The following is a 17,846-nucleotide window of genomic DNA, read 5'->3' on the forward strand; positions in this document are numbered from 1 at the left end:
AAATATGTATGGGACATTCTCATACGCATACCGAACACGTTTCACACAGTAAAGCTTTTGGAATCGGCATAGCCCTTAACGTGGCTTTTGTCGTTATCGAGGCGGCATACGGGTGGATTGCAAACTCATCTGCACTCCTTGCGGATGCCGGCCATAATTTTGGAGATGTTTTCAGCCTCGTATTTGCCTGGGGCGCTGCATGGATCGCCACACGAAAACCCGATAAAAAATATACTTATGGTTTTAAAAGGACAACGATCCTTGTTTCCATTCTGAATGCCGTTCTTCTATTCCTGGCGGCAGGAATTATTCTCTACCATGCCTTTAATCAGCTCCGGGATAATTCAATGGTTAACAGCGACACTATTATTTGGGTCGCTCTTGTAGGCATCGTAATCAATACAGCTACCGCACTTTTGTTTATGAAGGGCCAGAAAGAGGACCTGAATATCAAGGGAGCATTTCTGCATATGGCTGCAGATGCAGGAGTTTCACTCGGTGTGGTAGTGGCCGGATTGCTGATCAGATGGACCGGTCTTTACTGGATTGACCCGGTCGTGTCCTTCATTATCGTGATAGTGATCGTCTGGAGTACGTGGAAGCTGTTTTCAGAATCTTTACGGCTTGCGCTCGATGCGGTGCCTGAAAATATTGATCAGGATAAAGTAAAGGAATACTTGTTGAATATAGAAGGGGTGGAGGAAGTCCATGACTTACACATCTGGGCGCTGGGGACCACCAAAACGGCACTGACAGCCCATCTGGTGATGCCTGGGGGAGCATCCGATGAGCTTTTAGTGAAAGTCCGCCATGATCTTGCAAGGGAACATCAAATTGATCATGTGACAATCCAGGTGGAACACGCCCTGCAACAGGATGCCTTTCGGCCCCATTGCACATGAATAATGTAGAATGGACTATTCACTGGCAATCCCTTTAACAGAATATAGCAGAGGTTGAACAAATATTCTACCTTTACACAAGACAACGAAATGCTCATTTTATGGAAATCAAATCATATATAAAGGATAACGAAAACCGGTTTATTGAAGAATTACTCGAATTGCTTCGGGTGCCGTCTGTAAGTGCGGATAAAAAGTTCAGGGATGATGTATTCAAAATGGCAGACCTGCTGAAACAAAAACTTGAAACTGCCGGTGTTGATAAAGCCGAAATCTGTGAGACCGCGGGATATCCGATTGTCTATGCTGAAAAAATGGTAAGCAAGGATGCTCCAACTGTCCTGGTTTATGGACATTATGATGTGCAGCCTGCGGATCCCTATGAATTATGGGACTCTCCGCCTTTCGAGCCTGTTATCAAGAATGGAAAAATCTATGCCCGCGGAGCATGTGACGATAAAGGGCAGATGTTCATGCATGTAAAGGCATTCGAAACGCTGGTCAAAGCTGGTGAACTCAACTGTAATGTTAAATTCATGATCGAAGGCGAGGAGGAAGTGGGATCCGGCAACCTGGAGATTTTTGTAAAAAATAATCATGAAAAATTAAAGGCCGATGTTATCCTGATCTCGGATACGGCAATGATTTCACTCGAAGCACCTTCAATCACCGTTGGTTTGCGTGGTCTTAGCTATATGGAAGTGGAAGTGACCGGACCTAACCGTGATTTGCACAGTGGAGTCTACGGTGGTGCAGTGGCTAATCCCATTAATGTACTTTGCTCCATGATTGATTCACTGCATGATGAAAACGGACGGGTTACCATACCTGGATTTTATGATAAGGTGGTTGAGCTTTCTGCCGAAGAAAGAGAAGCGCTTAATCGGGCTCCTTTTGATCTGGGAGCATATAAAAAGGACCTGGATATTGCCGAAGTACAAGGTGAAAAAGGTTATACCACCATCGAGCGTACGGGAATTCGCCCGACCCTGGATGTAAATGGTATTTGGGGCGGTTATATCGGCGAAGGCGCCAAAACAGTACTTCCTTCGAAAGCATACGCCAAAATTTCAATGAGACTTGTACCTGATCAATCCTCTAAGGAAATTTCAAAAATGTTCGAGGATCATTTTAAATCTATTGCACCGGCTTCAGTAAAAGTTAAAGTAACACCGCACCATGGAGGGGAACCTGCTGTTACGCCAACAGATTCAGCAGCATATGCGGCCGCCTCAGCAGCATTTGTTGATTCTTTCGGCAAAGAGCCCATTCCAACCCGTGATGGCGGTAGTATTCCAATTGTTTCTCTTTTCAAAAAAGAACTGGGACTGGATACAGTACTTATGGGTTTTGGATTCGATTCTGATGCGATTCATTCACCCAATGAGCACTATGGTGTAAAGAATTATCTGAAAGGTATTGAAACGATCTGCCAGTTTTATAAACACTTTGCCAAAAAATAAAACCGGGAACTCGTTTCCGTTCGTTTTGATTATTAACGTAGAATCTAAACTACCAGAATGAAGCAAATTTTTTATTCAGTCCGTGTCATACTTTTTTCGGTACTGCTGATTTCAATGCATCAATCCCTTTTCAGCCAGGTCCTGGAACCGTCAAAATGGGAATATGATGTGAGCCGTTCTTCTGTTCAGGCTGGTGAAGAGATCGAACTGATATTTAAAGCGACAATCGATCCCGCATGGTATCTCTATTCAAGTGATTTCGATCCGGATTGCGGTCCGATGGTAACTACGTTTACCTTCGAACCGAATGCCGGCTTTGAACTGGTGGGTGAGCTCAAAGCCATAAATCCGACGGAGAAATATGATGATATTTTTGAATGCAACGTACGCATCTTCAAAAAGAAAGGCGAATTCCGACAGACGGTGAAGATCCTTTCCCCGGAGGTTATAATCCGCGGGAACTACGAATTTCAGGTCTGTTCTGATGAAACAGGCCAGTGCATACCGTTTGACTATGACTTTGCGTTTACCAACATAAAGGTTGTTGCACCTGTAAGTGATACCCCGGAAAAAATAACAGATCAGGCTCCCGGGGATTCTGATGAGAAGACGGATGTAAAGGAAGTTCCTGTCACCTTGCCCGTCACCGATTCTGTACAGGACAGTTCTGTGAGCCAGCCGGTATATGGCGACGCGGATGGCCCGGATCTGGATGAGGCGATTTTTGAGGATGGTGGTAAGGTAAAGACAAAACAGACACTTTGGGCATTTATGATCGTCGCCTTTTTAGCCGGTCTTACGGCCCTGCTAACTCCCTGTGTTTTCCCAATGATTCCCATGACGGTAACCTACTTTACAAAAAAGGGAGGCCTTGGCATGGCCTTGATCTATGGGCTTTCGATAATAGTGATCTATACAATCATTGGCGCGGCGATCGCTCCTTTGATGGGTCCTGAAACTGCCAACAGCCTTTCGACAGACTGGTTACCCAATATTATTTTCTTCCTGGTCTTTATCTTCTTTGCCCTGGCATTTTTTGGCCTTTTTGAGCTGAACCTGCCCAGCTCTTTCGTAAACAGGATGGATAAAAAGGCAGATAAAGGAGGTTTGCTGGGGGTATTCTTTATGGCTTTTACGCTGGTATTGGTGTCATTTTCGTGCACGGGACCAATTGTGGGTAGCATTTTGGTAGCTTCTGCAGGAGGTGAAGTCATCAAGCCCATCATGGGGATGCTTGCATTTTCCCTTGCCTTCGCCATTCCCTTTACCATGTTTGCAATTTTTCCGGGATGGTTGAACAGCCTGCCGAAATCCGGAGGCTGGCTGAATTCGGTAAAAGTTGTTCTGGGTTTCATCGAACTGGCACTTGCGTTTAAATTCCTGAGTATTGCTGATCAGGCATATCATTGGGGCATTCTGGATCGTGATATCAACATTGCCATCTGGATCGTGATATTTACACTGATGGGATTTTATTTGCTGGGCAAGATCCGACTACCCCATGACAGTAAGATTGAAAACGTGAGTGTAACACGGCTGATTCTTGCCATGGCAACCTTTACTTTCGTGATATACCTCATCCCCGGATTATGGGGTGCGCCACTAAAGGCACTTGCCGGCTACCTGCCGCCCATGTATACCCATGACTTTGATCTGATTTCGATGAACAGGCCCGACAATGACCCGAACTATTCCGGCACCTGTGATGAGCCGAAATACAGTGATTTTTTGCATTTGCCCCACGGTTTGGAGGGATATTTTGATTACGAACAAGCACTCGCCTGTGCAAGATCTCAGAATAAACCGTTATTTATCGATTTTACCGGTCATGGTTGCACAAATTGCCGGGAAATGGAAGCAGTCGTCTGGTCTGATCCTGAGGTGTTGAAACGGCTTAAGGAAGATTATGTGGTGGTAGCCCTCTATGTCGATGATAAAACTGAGTTACCTGAAGACCAATGGTATGCGTCGGAATATGATGACAAGCTGAAAAAGACAATCGGGAAGCAAAATGCGGATTTGCAGATTTCCAAATTGAATAACAATGCACAACCTTTTTATGTGCTTGTAGGAGCGGATGAAAAAGTCCTGATGCCTCCACTCGGATACGACAAGGATGTAAAGAATTTTGTGGAGTTTCTTGATAAGGGGAAAGCCCGATATTCAGAGCGTTATTTGCGCTAGTACTTTTTCAGATCCTCCATTGGATCGGGATGCATATACCTGAATCCAAAATTGTCCTTGAATTTGTCATTGTCAACCAGCTTGAACGGCTCATCATCCCCGGAAAATACCGGCGGGTTGATGCCGATTCTTTCAGCAGCTGCGGTATAAAATTCTTTTCTTGTAGGATGTACATCGGCACAAATGTTATAAATGCCTGCAGGTGGCAGGCGTTCGATGATCACATTAACAGCACGTACGCAGTCCTCCTGGTGAACAAGATTAACCGGATTGCCGGGCCCCCTTACAATGGTTCTGTTTTTTAGAAACATTCCCGGTTCCCGCCCTGGGCCATAAAGGCCGGCAAAACGCAGGACGGTTGTTGTAACCCCTGGAATATTACGGAATTGATCCTCCATGGACAGAAGTACAATACCGCTGTGGGGTGATGAGATGTATTCAGCGTCGGTTTCTTTTACGGTCTTGTTATTTTCGGGATAAACAGATGTTGCACTTGCCAGAATGAGATGCGACGACCCGGATTTTCTAATGAGCTGTGAAATCTGGTTCCGGTTGGGCCAGATTACCCCGGGCGTCATGAATAATATGATGATATCCGTTGCCGGCAGTACAGGAAGTTCTTTAGCAGATGGGTTACCAACCTGCAGCATTACAGGTGAAATTCCAAGCTCCCGTAACTCAGACATCCTGTTTGAACTGGTTGTTGTACCGTATACATTAAATCCCTTCTTGATCAGCGACTTGCCGGCTGCAGTTCCCAGCCAGCCGCATCCAAGGATCCCGATAATTTTTTTTTCTGAGTTTGAATGCGATTCTGACATTTTTATGCGTTATAACTCCAATAATGGGTTAATTTTAGCTTATTTCTTACTTATTACGTATAATTTGCAGAAGATTCTGCTTATTTAGAAATTCTTGTACAGTGAAAAATTTTTTTAACTGATCTAACCATGTCAAAACGATTTCTGTCCCTGCTGATATTAGGGATATTTTCTGTAGGTATCTATTTCCTGATCCCTTTTATCCAGGGAAATTCGACGGAGACTCCGGCCGATGAACCAGAAACCATGTCGATGGCCGTTGCCATTGATACAATTGTATCCGAGCCGCCAACGCTCTATGGCATTAGTATTGAATCAATGACCGTCATTGAGGATAAGATTAAACGGAATCAGAACATTTCAGAAATCCTTTCTGAATACAACGTATCCTCTCAGACAATTTTTGATTTGGCCAATAAGTCGAAAGACGTATTCGATGTTCGAAAAATAGCAGCCAATAAGAAGTATACGCTCATATGTGAGCAGGATTCACTCAGAACAGCACGAGTGCTGGTGTATGAGCACAATCCGATTGAATATGTGATTTTCAACCTGAAGGACAGTGTGTTCGTCGAGAAGAAGGCAAGGGATGTGGAGGTGATTGAAAAAACCGCTGCCGGGGTTATTGAATCAAATCTTTCTGTTACAATGCAGGAATTAGGACTTTCAGCCGCACTGACGGATCAGTTTGTGGATGTGTTCGGCTGGCAGCTTGATTTCTTCGGGTTACAGAAAGGGGATCAGTTCAAGGTCATTTATGAAGATAAAATGGTGGAGGGAACCTCAGTGGGGATAGGAGATATTAAGGCGATTTACTTTCAGCACTATGGTAATGATTATTATGCCTTCAACTTCGATCAGGGTTCCGGAATCGATTACTTTGATGAAGAAGGCAATAGTCTTCGAAAGGCTTTATTGAAATATCCGTTGGAGTTTACCCGGATAAGCTCACGCTACTCCGGCAGCAGATATCACCCTGTTCAGAAACGATACAAAGCACATCGGGGTACGGATTTCGCTGCTCCCAGGGGGACACCTATCCGATCTGTTGGCGACGGGATTATTGTGGAAGCCCAGTTCAAAAAATATAATGGTAACTATGTGAAGGTTAAACACAACAGTACTTATACCACACAATATTTACATATGTCTAAAATTGCCTCCGGAATTAAGCCGGGCACAAAGGTGAAGCAGGGTCAAACGATCGGATATGTGGGAAGTACGGGTCTGGCAACCGGGAATCATCTATGTTACCGCTTCTGGAAAAACGGTGTACAGGTAGATGCGCTGAAAGTCGATCTTCCTCCTTCGGAACCCATCGTGGATACAAACAAAGATGCATTTTTTCACCAACGCGACCAGTTGATGGAACAGCTTGATGCGATTTCCATGCCTGAGGAAAAAGTTGAAGTGCTGGCAAGTGTGAAATAATCTTTAGCACATAAAATTGGGAGATAGCAAGGCAATATTTGTCTTGCTATTTTTGTTTACACTCTAGATGATCATGAAGTCTCTGTCACGAATAATGCTGTCAATTCTTCTTTTCTGCCCGTTGTTCATACAGGCACAGAAGGTCACACTGGTGATGAGTGGAGGCGGCGCAAAAGGGCTGGCGCATATTGGAGTTATCAAGGCACTGGAGGAAGAAGATATTCCAATTAATTTTGTGGTAGGCACGTCGATGGGAGGGGTTATTGCCGGATGCTACGCAGCAGGATATTCTGCAGAAGAAATTGAGGCAATCATGACATCGGAAGCGTTCATCCGGTGGGTAAATGGTGAACTTGAGCCGGAGTATAACTATTACTATAACCAGGATGATCAGCATCCCTTTGTGCTGGAGGTGGATTTCAGCCTCGACAGTACTTTTCGGGCTTCCCTCCAATCCAGCCTTGCCAGCGACCTCTCACTTAATTTCGCATTGGCTGAAAAATTTGCCCAGCCCTCCATGATTGCGGGGTATGATTTTGACAGTCTTTTTGTTCCTGCCCGGATACTTGCTTCTGATGTTTTTACCCAAAGTGAAGTGATCCTGAAGGAAGGTTCTCTTGCATCAGCGGTGCGTACTTCTCTGTCGGTTCCATTTTTTTATAAACCCATTCGGATTGAACGTAAGTACCTGTTTGATGGTGGCATTTATAATAACTTTCCTGTTGATGTTGCACAGCGGGAATTCGGGGGAGAGGTAATTATAGGCGTAAATGTTTCATCCAAGGTCTTTAAGGAATATCCCTATGAAACTGATGACGAACTCATCAACAAGTCGCTGCTGTTCATGCTGCTTGATAAATCGGACCCTTCCAGCATGCCGCTGAACAGTATTTATATCGAGCCTGATTTAACCGGTTATACGTCATTTGACTTCAAGAAGGTGAAGAGCCTCATCGATAGTGGGTATGTCTCGACCAGAAGAAAGATTCAGGAGATCAAATCGAAGATTACCAGCCGTGAAACCATCGCTGAGCGAAAGGAAAAACGGGAAGAGTTCTGGTCGGAAAGTACCCCGCTGAGCTTTTCCGGGGTAGACCTGTATGGATTCAACCGGCGTCAGCGGAAGTATATCGGTAAGTTGTTCGAAGCAGATAAAGATGAGATGCTCTCATTTGAGAGTATCAAAAAGGGATACTTTAAAATGGTTTCAGAACCATACTTTCAAAGTATTTATCCCGATATCCGATATAATCAGGAGGACAAGGCTTACCGGCTGGAGTTGAATGACCGGCCGCGAAGCAATTTAAATGTTCAATTGGGTGGAGTAATTGCCTCAAGAAATATCTCGCAGGTATACCTGGGGTTGAAGCACTATTATTTCGACAGCTACCTGTTGCGTACCTCCCTTCACTTTTATGCCGGCAACTTTTATAAATCAGGGCAACTCAAAACACGTCTGCTGCTTTCGAATCTTTACCCCTTCTATATCGAACCCGAATTTACCTACAATGCATGGGATTTTCTGGATGATGACGATCTGTTCATCCAGGACAGGCAGGCAACAATACTGGATCGTATCGACAGGAAATATGCGCTGAATACCGGATTTCCGGTAAGTGCTAAATTTCACGGCGAAATCCAGGTAGGGCATTTTAATAATGAGGACAGGTTTGCGGCAACAAGTGAATTCACTTCTGGTGATACACTTGATTTCATTCAGGTGAAAGGTCTGCGTGCCGGAATCTCATTCAAACGGAATGACCTGAACAGAAAGCAATACCCCAATGATGGACTGGCAATGAATTTCTCCTTCGATTATTTCTCGGCTAACGAAAACTATATTCCCGGAAGTAATTCGGAAATACTGCCAACTGAGGCGAATCACCGCTTTGTTCGATTAAAAGGCAGAATAGAACAATACTTCAGAAAGAATAAATATAGCACAGGGTATCTTTTTGAGGCTGTTTTTTCGAATCAACCAGTTTTCGCTACCAATCGTGCATCCGTTCTGTATGCCCCGGCCTTCGAGCCGATCATGGACAGCCGTACGCTTCTTCTTCAGAATCTTGTTAGCTATAATTATATCGCCGCAGGGTGGCGCAATGTTTTCACTATTTCCGATCTTCTTGAATTTCGGCTGGAGGGGTATGTCTTTCAAAGCCTTGACGGTTTTCGCTCAGATGATGAACAACTCGAGACGTCGACAAGATTTAACCGGTCTCTAAAATTTGCCGCCACCGGCGGATTGGTTTTACATAGTCCGCTCGGACCGGTTAGTCTCAGTGCAAATTACTATGACGACGAAGAAAATCAATTTGGGGTATTATTACATGTCGGATATCTCCTCTTTAATAAGAAATCCTGGGAATAACTGCCCTGATGCGTCATCGTAACTCATTCTGAACAAGTCAAATGGTATTTCTGATTGTTATCAATCTAAAATTTAATTATGTTTACCTTAGGTAAATATTCCATACTTCAAAGAGTGCTTACATGAAACGATTTTTACTATTATTTTTAATTCTTCTTGGTTTCGGCGTCAAGGCGCAAACAGTTCAATGGGCGACACGTGTCATTGAGGTTTCTTCGGAACTGACACCTGTTCAATATTCGGCAGAACAAATCCTTGGCAAGCCCGATGTACTACCCGCCGGGGGAGAAAGTCCGAATGCCTGGACTCCCGAACGTGCGAATAAAAAAGAGTTTATCAAGATAGGTTTTGATAATCCGATCAAAATTCGGCAGATCGCTGTAGCTGAATCATTTAACCCCAGTGCACTATATAAGGTGTATGCATATGATGCAGGGGGAACGGAATATCTTGTAAATACATTCAGTCCCCGTTCTGTTCCACTGAACGGCCGTATGCTGAATATCATCATTGAAGAAACAGCTTTTGAAGTATCGGCTATCAAACTGGAATTTGACGGAGCCGCTGTTCCTGAGTATTACAGTATTGATGCAGTGGCGATTTCTGATTCGGATATTCCTATTTCTGCGGAAATACAGGTTACCGAAGGGCTGAATCCGGAATTATATAAGGAGCGGCTTAGTGAAAACGTGAACAGTAAGTATAAAGAATATAAACCATTGTTATCCCCCGACGGACAGACCCTGTATTTCTCCCGGAAGAATCACCCGGAGAATATCGGTGGTGAGAAAGATGAGGAGGATATCTGGTATTCCGAACTTGGATCGGATGGGGAATGGCAACTCGCCAAAAATATCGGCCCGGAACTCAATAATGAAGACCCTAACTTTGTAAGTTCGGTAACCCCGGATGGAAAATCAGTGATTCTGGTACTTGGTAATCGGTATGAATCAAACGGCAGGATGTCATCGGGTGTTTCGGTGAGTAACAATACTACCGGCAGCTGGTCTTCTCCTACCGCATTGCAAATTGAAAATGAGTACAATTATTCAGACAGGGCGAACTTCTATCTGGCCAATAACCGAAAAGTACTGCTTATGTCAGTTCAGCGGGATGACAGTCGTGGCGGTCGTGATCTCTATGTCTCTTTTCTTAAAGATGATGATACATGGACAGAGCCGTTGAATTTATCGGAAACTGTAAATACAGCAGGAGAAGAAACATCTCCTTTTCTGGCTCCCGATGACAAAACGCTTTATTTCTCTTCAAACGGATACGCCGGATTTGGAGGAAGTGATATTTATGTGACCCGCAGGCTGGATGACAGCTGGACCAATTGGTCTGAGCCTGAAAACCTCGGCCCAACCATTAATTCACAATACGAGGATCTGTTCTTTAATATTCCGGGGAACAGTGATTTTGCATATTATTCCCAGGGTGTTAGCGAAGATGACCTGGATATCTTCAGGGTCGCTATGCCACTCTTCAAACGCCCGGATCCGGTTATCCTGGTTCAGGGAAATATTCGTGACTCGAAGACCAACAATCCTGTTGGTGCAGAGATCCTGTATGAGCGCTTATCAGATGGACAGGAAATTGGTTTAACACAGTCAAACCCTGAAACAGGGGCTTACGAAATAATGTTGCCGGCCGGTGAATTATACGGTATCCGTGCAGATGCCGAAGGGTATGTGGCGGTTAACGAAAACCTTGATCTGCGTAATTTCAATGCAGATTCAGACCGTACCACTGAGCGTAAAGACCTCTATCTCGTTCCTATAGAAGTGGAGGCAACGATCGTATTGAATAACGTGTTCTTTGATTTCGACAAGGCTGTACTGAAGTCTGAGTCATTCCCTGAGCTTAATCGAGTGGTTGAACTCATGAATGACAGACCGAACCTTTCGATTGAAATTGCAGGCCATACTGATGCTACCGGTACCGAAGCATACAATCTCGGACTGTCGAAACGCAGGGCAGAAGCGGTATATAATTATTTGGCCGAAAAAGGAATTAGTAAAGAAAGGCTGGACGTGAAGTACTTTGGTGAATCCAAGCCGGTTCAAACAAATGAGACCTTCGCGGGAAGAAGAGCGAACAGACGAGTTGAATTTAAAATTACGAATGATTAGAAATGTTAAATGGAAATCGACCTGTGTTAGCTACACACTAATTGTAACTCTCATGCTCCTTGGAATCCAGGGAGCATGCGGACAGGTCATTTCTGTTGACAGCGCGTTTGCTACCTTCAGGGGAACTGTTGTTTCAGCCTCCACCAAGGAGCCCGTTGAAGCGCTTATCCAATACGAAAGCATTCCCTACGGCAGCCTTGTTGGGGTAATGAGAGGCTCTTCGGTCTCTTTTCCAATGAATTCCCGTACGGATTATATGCTTACCGTTACTGCCGAAGGATATAACAGGTATATTTCCACTCTTAAGAATTCAGAGATCCGCAACAAAGTGCTATCACGAACTATCGAATTGGTTCCCAATATGATAAGTGACGTGATTCGGCTGGATAAGGTGATTTTTGAGCAGGGTAAATCAGATCTTACTCCCGATTCATTTGATGAGCTGGACAAACTGGCGGAGATGCTTCATAGTAATCCCGCTATGGAAATTCAGCTGGAAGGTCATACCGATTTCCGGGGTGATGAGCGCAAGAACATGAAATTGTCTGAGCGTCGGGTTAAGGCCGTGAAAGATTATCTTGAAAATAAGGGGATAGCCGGCAAGCGGATTCAGACCAAGGCATTTGGAGGCACACAACCCCTTAGCCGTAATTCAGATGATGACTCAAGAAGAAGAAATCGCCGTGTTGAAGTTCGTATTCTTGCTAATTAAGACTGGCAAGGATTACGCCTTTATTTAAAGTTTGAGTCAGTTTCATCAAATAGGCCATCTTCGTTTGCTGATCCAAATCGGAACCAACGATCGCCTTTGAAATAATTATACCAAGCTCCTTCAGCCGATCCCCGGAATAAAAGATACTGGCCTTTTCAACCTGATCCACGGCCTCGATGAAATTTCCCGAATTGTAGGCATCTACCGCAGCATTAAAATACTGAAGTCCCACAAGCTCTTTGAATGTTACCGAATTGTTAACAGGTTTAAAAGTCTCCACTCCCGCTTCATTTTCTGAAAGCTTCGAAAGCCGTGCCTCCATTTCTGCAGTGGTATAGATAAAGCCGTTCAGGGGATCGGTTGATTCAAACATGAAATCACCTTGTTCAGAATTGATAACCAGGTAGATATGATGTTCAGTTTCTATAACACTGTAATCAAATCCCAGCTCATGGAGTAACCACCCGTATAAAATCGTTCCTGACAAACAGTCGTAGTTGCCGGTTTCCAGCAGGTTTCCGAAGGAGGTATTGGATTTATACTGATGGAGGTATTTCTTATGTGTTTTGTAGAACAAGGTTTTAAGAAGATACTGGGTGTTGTTATGTTTTGCATAACTCTCCCGTAATTCCGATGTAAATGCGGCAAGACCCGATTTATACGACTCAATTGCAGTGATGGGCAAGGTTGAATTTGCTGCAGCATTCAATGAAAACAAATCAGCACCGGACTCAGTATAGGCCTTCCAGATTAACTGACGTTCAGTTTCACTAGCCATGCTGTTGTTTTTAGGCAAAGTGCTTTGCGCCATGATGCCCCCAATTCCAAGGGCAATTGTGATAATAAAGGTTAAAAAATTTCGCATCCCTGCTTTCAATCTTGATTACGTAACATTAAGTTAACATTAAATTCATAAAATCGTTTCATTTGTTAACATTAAATTAACATACGTACTATTTTTTGTTCTTTTGAGCCGGAGTTTGTGGGGCCGATATGCCCGCACTTCATTCTTTCTGTGAAAGTGAGGTATACGGGGAGACGAATTTCAAAATATCCGGACTCCTGAAACAATCTGAGCGAGTTGATTTCGTTAGGATAGGGAGATGAAATGGAGGAGAATTTTTTTAATCTGCCTGTTGTCGGCTGGTTTTATCAGATGTTCAGAAGAAGAGGTCCGGAGTTCATACGACACACCATTAAAAGGGCTATGGCAAATTAGCTGGGCTTTCGACAATGAAATACTTACGGGGTCTATTGAATTCAGAGATAATGAGGCCCTGATTCAGGCCTACGGATCTCCCGATTCTCATTTGCTATCCGGATTCGACGAAGCCAGGTTTATCGTGGTTCTCTCGGAAGAGAAAGTGACATTGAAAAATCACCTGAGTGGCATAGAATTGGTCTACGAAATACAGCACCGGGAACCAGACTACTGGGAATTGAGTTACCTCGACGAGATCACCGTGGTTTTAGCTAAAAAATAATTGTATAATCTTACAAATCAGTCTTTTTTGATACTGGAATCACCAACTTTGCAATAGTTAAGACACCATCTTCTATGAAAAAATTCATTGTAATTTTTGGGATCATCCTGGTAATCCTTTTTACCGCAATTCTGGTATTACCAATAGTATTCAAGGACGAGATAAAAGCGGCCATTGATAAGGCACTGGCAGAATCTGTGAATGCCGATATTGTATGGGAGGCAGATGATTTTTCCCTTTCACTGCTTTCTAATTTTCCCAATGTATCCGCCCACTTATCCGACATTGGAATAGTAAATCGCGCTCCTTTTGAAGGAGAAATACTTTTTCTGGCCAACGAAATCGAAGTGGAAATCGACCTGTTCAGCTTGTTCGGAGATCAGATCAGAGTCGTCGGTGTGGGGATAAAGAATCCTGTGGTCAACATTTTAATCGACGAAGAAGGAAGAGCCAATTACGATATTTCAATTGATGATAATAGTGAAACAGGCACATCGTCACCGGATAGTACATCATTCAATCTTGGAATTGATCACTGGTATGTAACAGGAGGGTCACTCTCGTATTATGATGCGACCTTTCCAATGAGATTGAGTTTAAAAAATATCAATCACGAAGGGAATGGCGATTTTACACAGGTTTCATTTGATCTGCGCACAAATACCCGGGCGGACTCATTCGTAATTGAGTATGATGGTATAAGATATATTCAGGATAAGGTTCTTGATGCAGATGTGGTCATGAATATCAGTGATAATTATTCCACCTACACGTTCAGGGAGAATACCATTTCCATAAATGATTTCAAAATAGGCGTTGACGGCATTTTCAAAATGCTGGATGAAGGGTATGATATGGATCTTACTTTTGCCGCCAAGGATAATTCGTTCAAAAGCCTGTTGTCACTTGTTCCGGGAATTTATACATCCGACTTTGATCGGATCCAGGCAAATGGTACCCTTGATTTCGCTGCGAACGCCAAAGGAACCTACAATGACGAACGCCTTCCGGCATTCAGCATAAAACTCTTTACTCAGAATTCTATGTTCCAGTATCCTGATTTACCCAGGGCTGTGGAGAATATTACTATTGATGCACTTGTTGAAAATAAAGACGGTATTCTTGAAAACACTTCCGTTGATATTTCAAAGTTTCACCTTGACTTTGGACAAAATCCTGTTGATGCCACGTTGAAGATCAATAATCTAAGGAATTATGAAATGGCCGGTCATCTGAAGGCTTCGCTGAATTTTGAAGAGCTTACAACTATTTTCCCTGTCGAGGGAAACGAAATTCGTGGAACAGGAATGGCAGATCTGACGTTCAGCGGCATTTATGATTCTGTTCGCCAGATCATGCCCTCAATCAAGGGAAGTGTGGGGATAGAGAACGGTTATATTAAGTCGGCCGATTTGCCTTATGCCCTGGAAAAGGTTCGTCTGAAAAGTGAGATTGAAAACCCGACAGGCGAAATGAAAGATTTCAAGGCCAGTATCAACCCATTTTCAATGCAGCTTGACGGAGCGCCTTTCAAAGCAGATGGAAAGATCGCCAATCTCGAGAATTATACATGGGATTTGAATGCGCAGGGATCAGTTGATCTCAAAAAGCTGGCTGCAATTCTAAAACTCACTGACATGGAGCTTGAAGGTCAGCTAATGGCTGATGTTCACACAAAAGGGAATATGGAGGCGCTGGAGAAAGAGAGGTATGCGGAGCTTCCCACCAGCGGAGACGTTACGCTTCGGAATTTTTTATATAACAGTTCTGCCTTACCCGCGGCTTTTAAAATTTCTGAAGCGGCCCTGACGTTTGATCCTGCACGAATGAATCTTGTCCGGTTTGATTCCAGGCTTGGAGACAGTGACTTTAAGGTTACCGGTTATATCAGCAATTACATTGGCTACGCGCTTGGCGAGGGAAAAACTCTCCGCGGGGAGCTGGATGTAAATTCCACTAAAATTGACCTGAACCAATTCATGACTGAGGAAGATCCGTCAGCAACGGCCTCCGTTGATTCTGCATTGTCGGTAATCTTAGTTCCGGCAGACATCGATTTTGTTGTTAATGCCCGTGCGAATGAAGTGCTCCTGACAAATATGCGGATGACTAATGCACAGGGCCGACTCATAATAAAGGATCAGACAGTAAGCATGAATGACTTTAGATTCAATATGCTTGGTGGTGCTTTTTCCACCTCCGGTTCTTATTCAACTGTGGATCCGGAGAAACCTTCCTATGACCTGGCCATGGATGTGAAGGAAGTTAGAATTGCTGAGGCATTCAGCACGTTTGATATCGTTCGTGGCTTTGTTCCTATTGCCAATCAATTGATAGGTACGGTTTCTACCGATGTTAAACTAAGCGGGCTGTTATTGCAGGATATGTCACCAGACCTTTTATCCGTGGATGTGGATGCCATGGTAGAAGTTTTACGGGCTACACTTGAAGATTCGGATATTTTGAAAGGTATTTCTTCCGTTACGAGTCTTGAGAAGATGGACCAGGTGGTCTTAAGAGACCTGATCATGAATGTTACCATTGAAGATGGGAAACTGAAGGTGGATCCGTTTGACATAAAAATGGGAGATTATGATGCGACCATACAGGGGACTACAGCCCTTGACGGATCCATTGCCTACCAGGTTTCCATGCTTGTTCCGGCAGGTAAAATGGGCTCTCAGCTGAATGCTTTCCTGGCAGAGAACAGTAAGGCACCTGCAAGTGGTGATTTGATCCCGGTCACACTGGGTATTGGCGGCACCTACAAGAAGCCTGAAACTATGCTGTTGATGGACGAACAAAAGGCATTGATTGAAGCCGCTCTTAAGCAGAAGGCCACCGAGGAAGCAGGGGCAAAAGCGGAAGACCTTCTTGAAAATGTAAAGGATGAAAAGACCCGTGAGATCCTTGGTAATATTCTGGGTAAGAAAACACCTGCAGATAGTACTAAGTCTGATTCTGTTACAGTACCGGTTGAGAAGAAAGTACAGGATGAAGCCGTGGATAAAATAAAGGAAATCTTCAAAAAGAAGAAGAAAGATGACGGGGGATCCAACTAAATGAGAAGGGTAGTGATCACGGGAATGGGTGCACTCACACCAATTGGCGCATCCGTAGAGGCATTTTGGGAAAATCTTGTGAACGGTAAGAGCGGAATCGGCAGGATCACGCGTTTCGACGCAAGCAATTTTCCGTGCCGGATAGCAGGTGAGATTTCAGGTTGGGAGCCTGAACAATCATTCACGCCAAGAGAGATCAACCGGAAAGACCGGTTGTCATTATATGCGCTTAAGGCGGTTAAGGAAGCAATCGATCAAAGCGGTCTGCTCAGTTCTTCGTACGATAATGAACGAATTGGGGTGATCTGGGCTTCGGGTAACGCAGGGATCGAAACGATCGAAGACGGATTGCTCGAGTTTGCAAAAAACCCGGCAATGGTTCGATTTTCACCTTTTTACGTTCCTAAATCACTTCTTGATACACCTTCCGGAGAAATTGCACTTGAATACAGATTCATGGGCATTAACTATTCGGTCGTATCGGCGTGTGCCTCATCCAATAGCGCCATCATGGATGCCCTGAATTACATCCGATGGAACAAAGCAGATGTTATTGTTGCGGGAGGTTCAGAAGCGCCCATCACCCGGGCCTTAATCGGAGGTTTCGGAGCCATGAAAGCGTTGTCAAGGAATAATGACAATCCGCAGGGAGCCTCGAGGCCATTTGACCGTGACCGTGACGGTTTTGTGATGAGTGAAGGTGCAGGAGCGCTCATTCTTGAAAGCCTTGAACATGCACAACAGCGTGGTGCCCACATTATCGCTGAGGTTAAGGGTGCCGCAATGAGCAACGATGCATTTCACGCTACCTCCACACATCCCGAAGGAGACGGGGCAGCCAGGGCAATGAGGCTCGCACTTCAAGATGCGGATCTTCTTCCGGATGATATTGGGTATATCAACCTCCATGCTACCGGCACCCGGGTTGGCGATGTAAGTGAGATTAAAGCAATCGGTCAGGTCTTTATTAACCATACACCGCTTTTGTCGGCCACCAAATCATCAACCGGGCATTTACTTGGCGCTGCCGGGGCCATTGAAGCAGTTGCTTCGGTGATGGCGCTGAAAGAAGGCATAGTGCCGGCAACGATTAATATTGATCATCTTGACGAGTCAATTCCTGCTGGTATTCCCCTGGTACGTGACATGCCTGTCAAAGCCCATCTAAAAAATGTTATGAGCAATACCTTTGGCTTTGGTGGTCATAATGCAATTGTCATCTTTGGTTCGTCAGAATAAGTAAATTTCAGCTGCTCGCATCATTACCGGAATATTTTTATATTT

12 protein-coding genes are annotated in these 17,846 nt (G+C 44.3%); 10 read left to right on the forward strand and 2 right to left on the reverse strand.

What is annotated here, in order from left to right:
- Nucleotides 1–8 precede the first annotated feature (8 nt).
- The 3 genes from LDX50_RS27395 (at nt 9) to LDX50_RS27405 (ending at nt 4,549) form a co-directional block, all read left to right on the forward strand.
- Nucleotides 9–902, forward strand: a complete 894-nt coding sequence (locus tag LDX50_RS27395; protein WP_225699483.1) for a cation diffusion facilitator family transporter — start codon at nt 9–11, stop codon at nt 900–902.
- Nucleotides 903–1,003: 101 nt separating this feature from the next.
- Nucleotides 1,004–2,365, forward strand: a complete 1,362-nt coding sequence (locus LDX50_RS27400; RefSeq protein WP_225699484.1) for a dipeptidase — start codon at nt 1,004–1,006, stop codon at nt 2,363–2,365.
- A gap of 57 nt (nt 2,366–2,422) precedes the next feature.
- Nucleotides 2,423–4,549, forward strand: coding sequence for a protein-disulfide reductase DsbD family protein (locus LDX50_RS27405; RefSeq protein ID WP_225699485.1), 2,127 nt, complete (start codon nt 2,423–2,425; stop codon nt 4,547–4,549).
- On the opposite strand, the gene LDX50_RS27410 is transcribed toward LDX50_RS27405, so the two are convergent.
- Complete coding sequence (locus LDX50_RS27410) at nt 4,546–5,370, reverse strand: Rossmann-fold NAD(P)-binding domain-containing protein (RefSeq protein ID WP_225699486.1); 825 nt, start codon at nt 5,368–5,370, stop codon at nt 4,546–4,548. The genes LDX50_RS27405 and LDX50_RS27410 overlap by 4 nt on opposite strands.
- 129 nt (nt 5,371–5,499) lie before the next feature.
- Here LDX50_RS27410 and LDX50_RS27415 point away from each other — a divergent pair, with 129 nt between their 5' ends.
- From LDX50_RS27415 to LDX50_RS27430, 4 genes are all read left to right on the forward strand, one after another.
- Nucleotides 5,500–6,801, forward strand: coding sequence for a peptidoglycan DD-metalloendopeptidase family protein (locus LDX50_RS27415; RefSeq protein ID WP_225699487.1), 1,302 nt, complete (start codon nt 5,500–5,502; stop codon nt 6,799–6,801).
- A 73-nt stretch (nt 6,802–6,874) separates the two neighbouring features.
- Nucleotides 6,875–9,172 carry a patatin-like phospholipase family protein gene (locus LDX50_RS27420; protein WP_225699488.1) on the forward strand — a complete coding sequence of 766 codons (2,298 nt, stop codon included), beginning with the start codon at nt 6,875–6,877 and terminating at the stop codon, nt 9,170–9,172.
- Between the two features lie 122 nt (nt 9,173–9,294).
- Nucleotides 9,295–11,304 (forward strand): OmpA family protein, encoded by a 2,010-nt coding sequence (locus LDX50_RS27425; protein ID WP_225699489.1) that lies wholly within the window; start codon nt 9,295–9,297, stop codon nt 11,302–11,304.
- Nucleotides 11,297–12,016 carry an OmpA family protein gene (locus LDX50_RS27430; protein WP_225699490.1) on the forward strand — a complete coding sequence of 240 codons (720 nt, stop codon included), beginning with the start codon at nt 11,297–11,299 and terminating at the stop codon, nt 12,014–12,016. The genes LDX50_RS27425 and LDX50_RS27430 overlap by 8 nt, the downstream gene beginning before the upstream one ends.
- On the opposite strand, the gene LDX50_RS27435 is transcribed toward LDX50_RS27430, so the two are convergent.
- Nucleotides 12,009–12,794 (reverse strand): hypothetical protein, encoded by a 786-nt coding sequence (locus LDX50_RS27435; RefSeq protein WP_225699491.1) that lies wholly within the window; start codon nt 12,792–12,794, stop codon nt 12,009–12,011. The two genes, LDX50_RS27430 and LDX50_RS27435, sit on opposite strands and share 8 nt — an antisense overlap.
- A gap of 358 nt (nt 12,795–13,152) precedes the next feature.
- On the opposite strand from LDX50_RS27435, the gene LDX50_RS27440 reads away from it, so the two are divergent.
- The 3 genes from LDX50_RS27440 (at nt 13,153) to fabF (ending at nt 17,801) form a co-directional block, all read left to right on the forward strand.
- A complete protein-coding gene (locus tag LDX50_RS27440) occupies nt 13,153–13,500 on the forward strand; it encodes a hypothetical protein (protein WP_225699492.1) in 348 nt (115 codons plus the stop codon).
- Between the two features lie 74 nt (nt 13,501–13,574).
- Nucleotides 13,575–16,562, forward strand: a complete 2,988-nt coding sequence (locus tag LDX50_RS27445) for an AsmA family protein (protein WP_225699493.1) — start codon at nt 13,575–13,577, stop codon at nt 16,560–16,562.
- On the forward strand, nt 16,563–17,801 hold the full coding sequence (fabF, locus tag LDX50_RS27450; RefSeq protein WP_225699494.1) for a beta-ketoacyl-ACP synthase II: 1,239 nt from the start codon (nt 16,563–16,565) through the stop codon (nt 17,799–17,801).
- The last annotated feature ends 45 nt before the right edge of the window (nt 17,802–17,846 follow it).

The sequence above is a fragment of the Fulvivirga sedimenti genome (assembly GCF_020328055.1).